The organism is Alistipes sp. cv1, assembly GCF_900240235.1.
GTDB classification, from domain to species: domain Bacteria; phylum Bacteroidota; class Bacteroidia; order Bacteroidales; family Rikenellaceae; genus Alistipes_A; species Alistipes_A hominis.
In genome coordinates, this window is sequence record NZ_OEPW01000005.1 from 55,064 (window position 1) to 66,786 (window position 11,723).

The 11,723-nt window shown below is 57.4% G+C and carries 14 protein-coding genes; 8 read left to right on the top strand and 6 right to left on the bottom strand.

Translation table 11 applies throughout. The annotated features are described in order from the left end of the window. The first annotated feature begins 14 nt into the window (after positions 1 to 14). The 5 genes from C1A08_RS08830 to C1A08_RS08850 all read left to right on the top strand — a co-directional run bounded on the left by C1A08_RS08830 (position 15) and on the right by C1A08_RS08850 (position 4,833). A complete protein-coding gene (locus C1A08_RS08830) occupies positions 15 to 1,463 on the top strand; it encodes a GH39 family glycosyl hydrolase (RefSeq protein WP_101572793.1) in 1,449 nt (482 codons plus the stop codon). 1 nt (position 1,464) lies between these two features. Further along, positions 1,465 to 2,052, top strand: coding sequence for a DUF2284 domain-containing protein (locus C1A08_RS08835; protein ID WP_101572794.1), 588 nt, complete (start codon positions 1,465 to 1,467; stop codon positions 2,050 to 2,052). Further along, on the top strand, positions 2,046 to 2,762 hold the full coding sequence (locus C1A08_RS08840; RefSeq protein WP_101572796.1) for an ATP-binding protein: 717 nt from the start codon (positions 2,046 to 2,048) through the stop codon (positions 2,760 to 2,762). Before C1A08_RS08835 ends, C1A08_RS08840 begins: the two co-directional genes overlap by 7 nt. 249 nt (positions 2,763 to 3,011) lie before the next feature. Further along, positions 3,012 to 3,761 carry a 2,3-diphosphoglycerate-dependent phosphoglycerate mutase gene (gpmA, locus tag C1A08_RS08845; RefSeq protein ID WP_101573146.1) on the top strand — a complete coding sequence of 250 codons (750 nt, stop codon included), beginning with the start codon at positions 3,012 to 3,014 and terminating at the stop codon, positions 3,759 to 3,761. 19 nt (positions 3,762 to 3,780) lie between these two features. Next, positions 3,781 to 4,833: a class I fructose-bisphosphate aldolase gene (locus C1A08_RS08850; protein ID WP_101572798.1), complete on the top strand. Its 1,053-nt coding sequence runs from the start codon at positions 3,781 to 3,783 to the stop codon at positions 4,831 to 4,833. Positions 4,834 to 5,011: 178 nt separating this feature from the next. Here C1A08_RS08850 and C1A08_RS08855 read toward each other — a convergent pair whose 3' ends face one another. Next, positions 5,012 to 5,338: a nitrous oxide-stimulated promoter family protein gene (locus tag C1A08_RS08855; protein ID WP_055204949.1), complete on the bottom strand. Its 327-nt coding sequence runs from the start codon at positions 5,336 to 5,338 to the stop codon at positions 5,012 to 5,014. Between the two features lie 441 nt (positions 5,339 to 5,779). On the opposite strand from C1A08_RS08855, the gene C1A08_RS08860 reads away from it, so the two are divergent. The 3 genes from C1A08_RS08860 to C1A08_RS08870 all read left to right on the top strand — a co-directional run bounded on the left by C1A08_RS08860 (position 5,780) and on the right by C1A08_RS08870 (position 8,046). Continuing rightward, the gene (locus C1A08_RS08860; protein WP_055204947.1) at positions 5,780 to 5,986 is read left to right on the top strand and encodes a hypothetical protein; all 207 of its coding nucleotides are present in this window, start codon (positions 5,780 to 5,782) and stop codon (positions 5,984 to 5,986) included. A gap of 18 nt (positions 5,987 to 6,004) precedes the next feature. Then, entirely contained in the window at positions 6,005 to 6,277 is a 273-nt protein-coding gene (locus tag C1A08_RS08865; protein ID WP_055204945.1) for a hypothetical protein, read from the top strand. A gap of 104 nt (positions 6,278 to 6,381) precedes the next feature. Beyond that, positions 6,382 to 8,046 carry a hypothetical protein gene (locus C1A08_RS08870; RefSeq protein WP_101572800.1) on the top strand — a complete coding sequence of 555 codons (1,665 nt, stop codon included), beginning with the start codon at positions 6,382 to 6,384 and terminating at the stop codon, positions 8,044 to 8,046. A gap of 16 nt (positions 8,047 to 8,062) precedes the next feature. Here the strand turns inward: C1A08_RS08870 and C1A08_RS08875 are convergent, their stop codons facing one another. From C1A08_RS08875 to C1A08_RS08895, 5 genes are all read right to left on the bottom strand, one after another. Continuing rightward, a complete protein-coding gene (locus C1A08_RS08875) occupies positions 8,063 to 9,094 on the bottom strand; it encodes an AI-2E family transporter (protein WP_101572802.1) in 1,032 nt (343 codons plus the stop codon). A 122-nt stretch (positions 9,095 to 9,216) separates the two neighbouring features. Next, positions 9,217 to 9,828 (bottom strand): response regulator transcription factor, encoded by a 612-nt coding sequence (locus tag C1A08_RS08880; RefSeq protein ID WP_101573149.1) that lies wholly within the window; start codon positions 9,826 to 9,828, stop codon positions 9,217 to 9,219. Further along, positions 9,828 to 10,523, bottom strand: coding sequence for a hemerythrin domain-containing protein (locus tag C1A08_RS08885; protein WP_101573151.1), 696 nt, complete (start codon positions 10,521 to 10,523; stop codon positions 9,828 to 9,830). Before C1A08_RS08885 ends, C1A08_RS08880 begins: the two co-directional genes overlap by 1 nt. Before the next feature lie 89 nt (positions 10,524 to 10,612). Then, complete coding sequence (locus C1A08_RS08890) at positions 10,613 to 10,972, bottom strand: DUF2023 family protein (RefSeq protein WP_055204940.1); 360 nt, start codon at positions 10,970 to 10,972, stop codon at positions 10,613 to 10,615. Continuing rightward, on the bottom strand, positions 10,969 to 11,469 hold the full coding sequence (locus C1A08_RS08895) for a flavodoxin (protein WP_055204938.1): 501 nt from the start codon (positions 11,467 to 11,469) through the stop codon (positions 10,969 to 10,971). The genes C1A08_RS08890 and C1A08_RS08895 overlap by 4 nt, the downstream gene beginning before the upstream one ends. Between the last annotated feature and the right edge of the window lie 254 nt (positions 11,470 to 11,723).

The following is an 11,723-nucleotide window of genomic DNA, read 5'->3' on the forward strand; positions in this document are numbered from 1 at the left end:
ACAAATCCGGAACAATGAAAAACCGCCGCATGGAGAAGAAGACGATCCTGAAATACCTGCTCGCCGTTCTGGCGTGCACCGGATTCGCAGCCGCCGCACGGGCAGCCCTGCAAGACGTCGTTTCCGGGGAAGACCGGCAGACGACGATCCGGGTCTATCCGAGAGAGTCCGCCGGAAAGATCAAACCGGTGAACGGCGGCAACCTGGCCCCGCCGCTCGAAGACGAAGAGATGCCCGGATGCAACCTCCGCGAAGCGTTCGCCGGAATGCACATCCCGATCACGCGGCTGCACGACGCTCCGCTGGAGAATCCCGGCATGAGACTGGTCGATCTTCCGCTGATCTTCGCGAATCCCGAAGCGGACGCGGAAGATCCGGACAACTACTATTTCGCCCAGACGGACGACTATATTGCGAATTGCATCGCGTGCGGCACGGAAGTCTATTACCGGCTGGGAACCTCGATCGAGCACAGCGTCAACAAATATTTCGTGCACCCGCCCGAAGACGTGCGAAAATGGGTCGACGTCGCATCGAACGTCATCCGTCACTACACGGAAGGAAAATGGAACGGGTTCCGTTACGACATCCGTTACTGGGAGATATGGAACGAACCCGATCTGGGCCCGAAAATGTGGACCGGGACGTTGCAGCAGTTCAACGACTTCTATGCGCAGGCGGCGACCGAACTGAAAAAACGCTTCCCGCACCTGAAATTCGGCGGGCCAGGGCACTGCGCCTTCGGCGAACAGGCGGTCAGGGATTTCGCAGGGAACTGCGCCCGTCACAAAGCGCCGCTGGACTTCTACTCGTTCCACTACTACTCGCCCACCGATACCGAATTACTGCAAATGGCCGTAGACGCACGCCGGTATCTGGACGAATGCGGCTATCCCGAGACGGAGATCCACTTGAACGAATGGCACTACAACCCGTACGGCGGAGCGCTGTGGAACATGGGCCCGGCGGAGCAGAACGAAGCGATCCGGTTCATGCGCGGACTGGAATCGGCGGCTTTCCTGAACACGGTGATGATCGGCTGGCAGGATACGCCGCTCGACAAAGGATTCTACTACACGGTCACCACGACGCGCTGGGGCGTATTTGAAAACCGGACGCCGGTCAAAACTTACTACGGCATGAAAGCGTTCGGCGAGTTGACCGCCTATCCCGAACGGGTACGCACCGAAACGGACGGTATGCCCGCCGGAAGCCGCGTGCTGGCCGGCACGGACAGCCTGGGCAACCTGGCGATCCTCGCCGCCTGCTGGAAATCGGGCCCCCGCGAGTTCACGCTGGACATCGATGGCATCGGGAAATTCGCCCGAACCGAAGTATTCCTGCTCGACGAAACGCACGACCTGAGCCGGGTGTTCGAAACCGGGCGGACGGCAGGTCCGTTGAAGATCGGGACGGTTTCCGACTCGGGCGTGATCCTGATCCGGCTTTCGAAAAACGACTAACATGTACCGAACCGAAGAGACCGCCGCGACGATCCCGGCCGGGGAGTACGTCGCCCGCTACCGGAACGCTGAAAAATTCATCGTATTCTGCCAAGCATGTTCCCGCTACGGCGCCTGCTGGGCCTGTCCGCCGCACGGATTCGATGCGGACGAATACCTGTCCGGATACCGCACGGCGTTGATCATAGGCACACGGATCATCCCCGAGCCGTCCGCCCGCGCCGAATGCGCGACGCCGGAACAAGGCCGGCAGGCGGGACAGCGGATGATCGTCGAAGTCCGGCGGACGCTCGACGCCCGGCTATTGGAACTCGAACGGAAATATCCGGGCAGCCGCGCTTTTTATGCCGGAACCTGCCACCTGTGCCCGGAAGAGACATGCGCCCGGAGCGAAGGCCGGCCGTGCCGCTATCCCGACCGGATACGCCCTTCGCTGGAATCCCTCGGTTTCGACATCGGGAAAACCGCGTCGGAACTGCTGGGCATCGAACTGAAGTGGAGCGAACCCGGATCGTCCGGACTGCCCGAATATTTCACACTGGTCAGCGGCTTTTTCTCCAGCCGCCCCGCAAACGACGGATCATGGTAAGCGGGAAGCGCGAAAAAGCCGTTTTCAACTGGAGCGGAGGAAAAGATTCCGCGCTGGCGCTGTACAAGGCGCAGCAGAGCGAAGCCTACGAAATCGTATCGCTGCTGACGACCGTGAACCGCGACAACGCGCGCTCGTCGATGCACGGCATCCCCGTCGGACTGCTTCGTCGGCAGGCCGACAGCATCGGCCTGCCGCTCTACACGATAGACCTCGCGCCGGACGGCACGATGGAGAACTACGAAGAGGCGATGGCGGCGGCGGTCGGACACTTCAGGGATACGGGCGCCGATCGTTTCATTTTCGGAGATATTTTCCTGCACGACGTGCGCTCCTACCGCGAAAAGCAACTGTCGCCCTACGGCATCACGGTCGTCGAACCGCTGTGGGGCAAATCTTCCGCGGAAATCATGCGGGAATTTCTCGCCTCGGGCCTGCAAACCGTGATCGTCACGACGACCGCCGACCGGCTCGGCCGCGACTTCATCGGGCGGCGAATCGACGAAACGTTCGTACGGGACCTGCCCGACGGCGTCGACGTATGCGGCGAAAACGGCGAGTACCACACATTTTGCTACGCCGGCGGTCCGTTCCGCACGCCCGTGCAGTTCGCGCTCGGCGAACCGTTGCAGCGCAGGTACCCGGTCAAACTGGACGACGGCACGGTAAAAAACTACGCCTACTGGTTCGCCGACATCCGGGAAGGCTGATCCGCCCGCGCGCACCTACCCTATCGTTCTCCCTCGCCGGCAACAATACCTACCTCCGGGTATTGCTTTAAACGGACGATTTTACTTTTTTTACTCCTTAAAACAACGGGGCCGCAGGTTATTGCACACTATTTGCACAGAACCGATATCCGGAGCGTCGCGGCGACGGAGAGCCGCGCATCCGCCGCACGGGCACGGAACGCCAGCCTGCAACCGCGTCCGACATGGAAAATCAAACCGCATAAGACTATGAAAAAAATCGTTTTGCTCCGACACGGAGAAAGCATCTGGAACCGGGAAAACCGCTTTACCGGCTGGACGGACGTCGACCTGACCGAAAAAGGCGTCGCCGAAGCCGACAGGGCCGGCGAATTGCTGAAAAAAGAGGGTTTCGCATTCGACAAAGCCTATACTTCGTACCTCAAACGCGCCGTCAAAACGCTCGACCGCGTGTTGGACAAGCTCGACCAGGACTGGATCCCGGTCGAAAAGAGCTGGCGGCTGAACGAAAAGCATTACGGTATGCTGCAAGGACTCAACAAGAGCGAGACAGCCGCCAAATACGGCGACCAACAGGTGCTCGTCTGGCGACGCAGCTACGACATCGCACCCGATCCGCTCGCCGAGGACGATCCGCGCAACCCGCGTTTCGACCCGCGCTACCGGCTGGTTCCGGACGGGGAACTGCCGCGCACCGAATCCCTGAAAGAGACGATCGAACGGATCATGCCGTACTGGCAGTGCGCGATCTTTCCGAACCTGAAAACGGCCGACCAGTTGCTGGTCGTCGCGCACGGCAACAGTCTGCGGGGGATTATCAAGCATCTGAAGCGCATTTCGGACGACGACATCGTCAACCTGAACCTGCCGACGGCCGTACCGTACGTCTTCGAATTCGACGACCGGCTGAATCTTACGAAGGATTATTTTCTCGGCGACCCGGAAGAGATCCGCAAACTGATGGAAGCCGTCGCCCGCCAGGGTAAAAAACAACAATAAATTTAAACCGTTATAGAATATGAGCCAGATCATCAATTTATTGGGAGACAAAACCGAATATTACCTGAATCACGTTTGCCGGACGATCGACAAGTCGCTGATCCACATCCCGTCGCCGGACACGGTCGACCGGACATGGATTCCGTCCGACCGCAACGTCCGCACGCTGTGCAGCCTGCAAACGCTGCTCGGCCACGGCCGGCTGGCCGGCACGGGCTACGTGTCTATCCTGCCGGTCGATCAGGACATCGAACACACGGCCGGCGCGTCGTTCGCTCCGAACCCGGTCTATTTCGACCCGGAAAACATCGTCAAACTGGCAATCGAAGGGGGCTGCAACGCCGTAGCTTCGACGTTCGGCAACCTCGGCGCAGTGGCCCGCAAATACGCGCATAAGATACCGTTCATCGTCAAGCTGAACCACAACGAGTTGCTGACCTACCCGAACACGTACGACCAAGTGCTGTTCGGATCGGTCGACGAGGCGTGGAACATGGGAGCCGTCGCGGTCGGCGCGACAATCTATTTCGGTTCGGAGCAGAGCCGACGGCAGTTGGTCGAAATTTCGGAAGCCTTCGAACGGGCGCACGAACTGGGTATGGCGACGATCCTGTGGTGTTACCTGCGCAACGGCAGTTTTAAAAAAGACGGCGCCGATTACCACGCGTCGGCCGACCTGACCGGGCAGGCCGATCACCTGGGCGTCACGATCAAGGCCGACATCGTCAAACAGAAACTGCCGACCAACAACGGCGGGTTCACCGCGCTGCATTTCGGCAAAACGAACGAAAAAATGTACATAGAGTTAGCGTCCGACCATCCGATCGACCTGTGCCGCTACCAGGTGGCCAACGGTTACATGGGCCGCGTCGGACTAATCAACTCCGGCGGCGAATCGCACGGCGTATCCGATCTGAAAGACGCCGTCATCACGGCCGTCGTCAACAAACGCGCCGGCGGCATGGGGCTGATCAGCGGACGCAAAGCGTTCCAACGCCCGATGAAAGAGGGCATCGCGTTGCTGCACGCGATTCAGGACGTTTACCTCGATCCCGGCATCACTATTGCATAATCTACCGGCAATAGGTTCCGGCAAATCCGCTGAATAATTCAAACCGGCATCCATCGAAAAATCGCTGGGTGCCGGTTCTTTATGCCGTTCGTTCCGGAAAACCGTCCCCCGCGATCTCCGAAAACGGGATACCCGCCGCAGGACATCGCCTTACGAAAAGCCGCTACGACCCGGAAAATTACCGGCCGCCGAAAAGCCGCAGACGGCAGAGCAAGTGCCCGAACGCATCGAGCGGACGATACCACAGCAGGCGGGGACCCGCATAACGCATCACGCACCGCATCCGTTCCCGCATGGATATTTTGTAGCAATGAACGGGGCATTTCTTGCAAACCGGTTTCCTGTCGCCGAACCGACAGCAATCCAACCGGACAACGGCATACGCGAGCAATTCCCGACACTCCGGACAAAGCTCCCGGTTCCCTTCCCGGTGGATACAGTAAAAACGGATCATCCGCTCGACGACCCGCTTCTCATAGTTTATCCGCCCCCCCGGAAAAATCATACGTCCGATCTTACAATCACTCAACTCGCTGCAAATCAATTATCCACAAATCTCGAATACGGCACCGTACAGAAACGATCATTACCGCCATACCCGTTTTCCAAACCGCCCGGACATCTCGCAATTCCGCCGTACCAAAGCATTTTGTACAAATATAATCAAATTGTACGGATATTTGTATTTTATCCGGACGCTGTTTACTCCCGTCTCCGGGAAATACCCTCGCCGCATAACATGCTATTTTAGAAACGGAAACCGTCACGGCCCCGTTCCGAAAGAACGGTTCCGACTGACAGAAAACTCATTTATCCTGGACCGAATGCAGTATCCCCGACACCGTACAGCGCTAAAAATTTTAGTCACTTTCACTATTATTTTTCATTTAGATCCAAATACTTAAGAAATTCGGACCGAAACCGATCCGACCAATTATCGATATGTATGCATTCTATCAGTTATTTAATCAGAGCAAAAGAAATCCAGGACTTTGCAGCACAATTTTACGAACCGGGACGGCACGACAAATGTTACAAACAGGTTTGGCTGAAACACGTATTTCCTAAATACGGCTTCAACTACGATACGTTCCTGCGTTACATGCGCGTGGACACCAGTTGTCTCGAAGAACTTCTGGTCGAACAGGAATAAAACCGACCGACAGCGGCTATGGCGATCCAGGATTTCCATTTCGTTCCGGGAGAGCTGTATCTTTTCTCCCTCGATCCCCGGCGCCACGACCCGGACCGCTGCCTGTGGGGAATTTTCGACAAACTCGAAAACGGGAACGTCGTTCTGGAGGTCATGACCGACGGATTGACCCGATTTTACAGGGACGCCTGCGTCCCTCCCGAATACGTATCCGTCAGGCGGGCGACCCGCAACGAACTCAAAGATTTCTATTTCAGTTACGGGCACCGGAGCGGGAGAACCGGAGAATAAAATCTTCGGCAGATAATCCGCATCGTCGAATATCTCATCCATCGACCGGCGATTTGGACAGGAATTTGCAAGCTATGCATTTTATTCGTAAAATGCACAGAATTATGGAAACTACCGAAAGAAAACCGCGTTTCAGAAAAATCGTCCGGACGGCGGGGATCGTCGTCGTCGCCGTCCTGCTGCTGCTTGCGGGCGCAAACCTCTGGATCGGCCGGATCGTCCGGCAAAAGATCGAAAAAGAGGTCGCCGAGCAGACCGGCGGAACGTGCCGGATCAGCATCGACCGGGTGCGTTTCAATCCGGTCGGCCGGTCGATGCGGCTCAAAGGCATCGTCCTGACGACCGACAGCTTGCTGCTCGCAAAACGACATCCCGGCCTGCGGATGTTCCGGCTCACCGCAGCACAGCTTTCGATCGGCGGAATCCGCCTGACGCAACAAGACGGAGACCGGACGCCGACGATCGCCGAAATCGAAGTGTCGGCACCGCACGTCGACATCGTCCGCAACTTCAGCGACTCGGTTCCACCGGTCGACTCGCTGCAACGGGCATCCGGACAGACCGTCCGGACGATCGGCATCGGCCGGCTCCGGATCGCGGACGGCTCGGTAACGTACTGCGAGATCCGGAACGGACGGCAGACATGCCATACGTTGCGGGGACTCTCCGTACAAACCGACGATTTCCGCCTGAACGCCGGGAATGCGAACGACAGCGGATGGCTCGACAACGGCATCCGCACTTCCGTCGAATCGGTAAACTATCAGCTCGACGAAGGAGCGGTCGCGTTGCAGGCCGATACGCTGATAATCGACACCCGCAAAGGCGAATGCTCGGTAGCGGGCGTCCGCCTGTTGCCGCAATACCCGAAAAGCGAATTCGCCTCGCTGGTAGCAGGCCATCCGGACTGGACGCAGGTCGTCGCAGGCCGGATCGCGTGCACGGGAGTGGACTATCCCGAGATCGCGCGGAACAAAAAGCTGAAAATCGACAGCGTATGGATCGGCAACGTGGAAATCGGCAGCTTCAAGAACCGACAGATCCCGCAAAAACAGCGCATCAAACCGCTCTTTTACCAATCCCTGCAAAAACTCTCTTTCGGAGTGGAAGTTCGTAGAATAAGTTTCAGCGACATTCGCGCCGTGTACGAAGAACTGTCGGCGACGGGAACCGTTCCGGGTACCGTCACCTTCGACAGTCTGAGAGGCGACCTGTACGGACTCGCCAACGCCGCCTCGCCGGAACATCCGCGCATCACCCTGAAAGCCAGCGGGCGACTGATGAACCGGGGAGTCTTACAGGCGACCTTCCTGCTGCCGGCCGATTCGCTGGACGACCGTTTCGAAGTGGACGGAAAGCTCGGCCCGATGGAACTGCAGGCGATGAACCGGGCGATCGAACCGCTGGTGAACGCGCGAATCAATACGGGGCGAATCGACGGAATGAATTTCCGCATCGCAGGAGACTCTCGTCAAGCCGACGTACAATTACTACTGCTGTACGACAGCCTGAACGTCTCGCTAATGAAACAGGAGAAAGACGGGCCCAAGGCCCGCCGGTTGCTTTCGGCCATCGTAGACGACCTGTTGATCCGCACCGGCAATCCGGAAGACGGAGTGACCCGCACCGGCGAAGGCGCGACCGAACGGGATCCCTACCGCTCGCAGTTCAACTACCTGTGGAAGTCGCTGATGCCGGGTATCAAACAGACGGTCGTCGGACACGGAACGGTCGTCAAAAGACACCGCCACCGGGACGACCGGCGATAAGCGGCCGTCCGCCGGTTCAGGATTCCGACGGCGGCAGCAACCGGTATTCCTTGTAATAGATCCGAATCAACAGCAGGAAGGCGGAGATCAGCAGCGGCCCGAAAATAATCCCCCAGAAGCCGAAAAGCGGAATCCCGAGGATCACCCCGAAAATCACGATCAGCGGGTGGGTATTGGAGATCTTCTTCATCAGGATGATCCGGCACAGGTTGTCTACGTTGGCCACGATCAGTATGCCGCACGCGATCATGATGATCCCCATCCAGACGCTGTCGTCGAAAATCATATAAACGCCCATCGGCACGGTGACGATCGCGGTGCCGACCATCGGTATCAACCCGCAGACGGCCGTCACGAAAGCCCAGAAGACCGCATTGTTGACGCCCAGCGCCCAATAGACCAGAAAGGAGGCCGCCGCCTGCGCGAACATGACCAGCGGAATGCCGACGGCATTGCTGAAAATAATGCTCTTGACTTCGCTGCGAATCACCTGCTGGCTATGACCGCGGAACGGCAGGTAGCGGTTCGCGCTTCGTTCCATAGTCCGAGCGTGCAGCAGCATGAAATAAAGGATCACGAGCATCATGAACACGTTCGCTGCGAAACTGTAAGTCGTATTGAGCAGCATCGAGGCCATTTTCGTGATCGTCCCGCCGGAACCTTTGACGATATTTTCCGGCACGATCGCAAAGCCCAGCAGATGGTTCGCCCGCCGGAGCAGTTCGTTGAAAACGTCGACGATTTTCGAGGTGTCCACGTTCGGGATCTCGGAGGCGATCACCTCGAAAATCAGAAATCCCAGCCCGGACAGCAGCAGCGTCGTAGCCAACACCAGCATCAGCGAGGCGACCCAGGGCTTCCAGTTCCAGCGCTCGGTCAACCGGAACAGCACCGTCCGCAACACGACGTACATCGTGATCGCCCCGAGGAACGATCCTACGAAAAATTGGAGTTGTGTGAAAATTACCAGCCCGATCGTAATCAGGATGCCGATATAAAGCAGTTGCCGGAAAAAAGCGTTGTTTTTCCCTATCGTTCCGTCTGTCATAGCTCTAAGAATGGATATTGCGGATCACTCCGCAAATATTTCACCAATTTTTCGGTGAAAGCAAAAACAAAACGAAAAATCGGAACGATCCGGACGAAACGGCGATTCCGGGCGGCGGGGAATTACCCGGCCGCGACGGTCTCTCCGATCTCGTCGAGTTCGACCAGCTTGTTGACGATCGCATAGATGGTCAACCCGGCCGGACTGTGTATCTGCAATTTGCCGGCGATGTTGCGGCGGTGGGTAATCACGGTATGCGCCGACAGGCACAGCCGCTCGGCGATCTGCTTGTTGGTCATCCCCTTCACCACGCAGACCACAACGTCTTTTTCCCGCGGACTCAGCAAGTCGCGCCGGGATTCGGGTTTTTCGTCCCGGTTGGCGAGACGGGACAGTTTGAGCCGGATCTGTTCGGCCGTATCGTACAGGGAGATCGTCTCGTCGTAGATCCTCAGCGACAGGGCGTCGGCCAGCGCGCATTGCAGGGCCACGCATTTCATCGTCTCGCACCCCGATTCGTGCCGGATGCGCTGCAACGAAAAAAGCCCCGGCAACGCCGGATTCACGATCAGGATGTCGGGCTTCTGCCAGCAAAGCGACTTGACCAGTTGTTCGGGATCGGCGATCTCCACGACGCTCACATTCAGTCCGGGTAGCCGTTTCAGCACCGCAAGAAGACCGCTGCGGATAATTTGCGAAGACTCGGCTACGGCTATTTTCAACGAAACGCTCATCATTGCGAACCGTTTTTACGCTCCAGTTCCACGACCGCCGGAACGAACAGGTGGTCTTCGATCCGATTGTGCGAAGCCAGGTCGCGCTCGCACGAAAAAATATCGAACAACGCGCTGTTGAGTTCGTTGCTGCCGCTGCCCGGATAGTAGCGGATCAGGATGTTCTTCAACTCCGTCAGCCGGGCCTCCACCTGATCGTGCTGTCTCCGGAAAATATCGATCCTGTACCGTCCCTTCTTACGCCCTTCGAGCAAAGAACGGACATAAGGAAAAACTTTCTCTTCTTCGTAAAGCATGTGCCTGCGCACCTCAGCCGCATATTCATCGAAAAAACGGAGCACGGCGAACGAAACGTCGCCGTGATCGCTGCCGAGCGCATCGGCCAGTTCGCGGCGGATCACCGGCAGACGAAAATCCAGGAAATAGGCGTGCGAATTCTGCAAGTACCGTACGAGCGCTCCGACCGACAGCGGAGCATCGGCCGGAGCGGCTGATTCGTCCTCGTCCAACAGCAGGTTCACGACGGCCAGAAAAGTCGGCGTATCGACCCCGTTGTCCGCGCACACCTGCGCGATATCCTTGTCGCCGAACCCGAGCGAAATACCGAACCTGCTAACTACCAGAAGAATCGGATAGTTTTCACAGATCAGGTCGCCCATTTTGTCGGTTTCCTTATATTGACTGAGTCTGTACATGGCATGAGTCTTTTGACGGATGGGAGCATCCGGCGTAAAGATAGCGTTTTTCTCCGGAAACGCGAAGTCCGGCACGCCGCCTCCGCCGGTCATAGGGCGAACCGGCTCCGCTGCCGGCAAAAGCGTTCGCACTGCTGGATGATATCGTAACCGAGCATGGCCCCCAGCATGAAATCCTGCTCCGGGGTGAGCCGGTTCAGCGGCTTGTCGATAAAGGCCCGCACCGCATCCAAACAGGCGCGTTTTCCGAAATAAAGGTTCACTTTATTGTCCGTCACTTCCTGAATCAGGTACTCGATCCGCTGCCCCCGAAGCCGTTCTGCCACCAGCGCGGCACAGGTCGGGCACATCGTGCAGAGCACCAGATTCCGAACTCCTTTCTTGAATTCGTAAATCTGGTGCATGAAGATTTTCAGTTCGCCGAAACGGACGTAATCCTGTTCGCTCATACCCCTTCCTCTTTCAGTACCGCGATCCATTGCTTCAGGTGTTCCGACGAAACGGCTTCCGAGTCCGCCTCGTCGATAGCCAATCCGACGAACTTTCCGTCCTCGCACACTTTCGAATCGGTAACGGAATAGTTCTGCGGCGCGTAGGCTCCGACGAACCGACATCCCGTCCCGGCGAGCTCCTCGCGCAGAATCCCGACGGCGTCGCAGAACGTATCGGGATACATGCTGCTGTCGCCGCATCCGAACAGTGCCACGCTCTTCCCGGACAGATCCTGCCCTTTGAGCCCTTCCAGAAAACCGAACCAATCGTCCTGCAACTCCCCGCATCCCCATGTGGAGGAGCCCAGCAGCAGGCAATCGTAACGCTGAACCGCATCCGCCGCCGCGCCGGCCACATCGTGCACGTCCGCCGCGGCGATTCCCAACTCCTCCGCGATGCGGCCGGCCAAAGAACCGGTAGTCCCGGTAGTGCTTCCGTAAAATATTCCTTTCATTTCCAAATTTGTTTTTCGTTTGATGCAAAAGTAGCAAACCGGCCCCGGCGGAAAAATACCCAGAAAAAGCGAAAAAAGAGAGCCCCGATACCTAAAACCGTCAACCGAGGTCCGTTCCTTGCATTACCAACGCCTTAGAAAAGAGTGCCGTAAAAAGGGCGTTTCGCAAAGTAACCGTTTCGTAACAATCGCTTAACGGGAGCGTAACAACAAACCCCTAATATTGCAACATCAATTTAACGACTAAAATTTCG

Coding starts and splice junctions, on each gene's coding strand:
- C1A08_RS08830 (WP_101572793.1), top strand. CDS start 15: ATGAAAAACCGCCGCATGGAGAAGAAGACGATCCTGAAATACCTGCTC.
- C1A08_RS08835 (WP_101572794.1), top strand. CDS start 1,465: ATGTACCGAACCGAAGAGACCGCCGCGACGATCCCGGCCGGGGAGTAC.
- C1A08_RS08840 (WP_101572796.1), top strand. CDS start 2,046: ATGGTAAGCGGGAAGCGCGAAAAAGCCGTTTTCAACTGGAGCGGAGGA.
- gpmA (WP_101573146.1), top strand. CDS start 3,012: ATGAAAAAAATCGTTTTGCTCCGACACGGAGAAAGCATCTGGAACCGG.
- C1A08_RS08850 (WP_101572798.1), top strand. CDS start 3,781: ATGAGCCAGATCATCAATTTATTGGGAGACAAAACCGAATATTACCTG.
- C1A08_RS08855 (WP_055204949.1), bottom strand. CDS start 5,338: ATGATTTTTCCGGGGGGGCGGATAAACTATGAGAAGCGGGTCGTCGAG.
- C1A08_RS08860 (WP_055204947.1), top strand. CDS start 5,780: ATGCATTCTATCAGTTATTTAATCAGAGCAAAAGAAATCCAGGACTTT.
- C1A08_RS08865 (WP_055204945.1), top strand. CDS start 6,005: ATGGCGATCCAGGATTTCCATTTCGTTCCGGGAGAGCTGTATCTTTTC.
- C1A08_RS08870 (WP_101572800.1), top strand. CDS start 6,382: ATGGAAACTACCGAAAGAAAACCGCGTTTCAGAAAAATCGTCCGGACG.
- C1A08_RS08875 (WP_101572802.1), bottom strand. CDS start 9,094: ATGACAGACGGAACGATAGGGAAAAACAACGCTTTTTTCCGGCAACTG.
- C1A08_RS08880 (WP_101573149.1), bottom strand. CDS start 9,828: ATGAGCGTTTCGTTGAAAATAGCCGTAGCCGAGTCTTCGCAAATTATC.
- C1A08_RS08885 (WP_101573151.1), bottom strand. CDS start 10,523: ATGTACAGACTCAGTCAATATAAGGAAACCGACAAAATGGGCGACCTG.
- C1A08_RS08890 (WP_055204940.1), bottom strand. CDS start 10,972: ATGAGCGAACAGGATTACGTCCGTTTCGGCGAACTGAAAATCTTCATG.
- C1A08_RS08895 (WP_055204938.1), bottom strand. CDS start 11,469: ATGAAAGGAATATTTTACGGAAGCACTACCGGGACTACCGGTTCTTTG.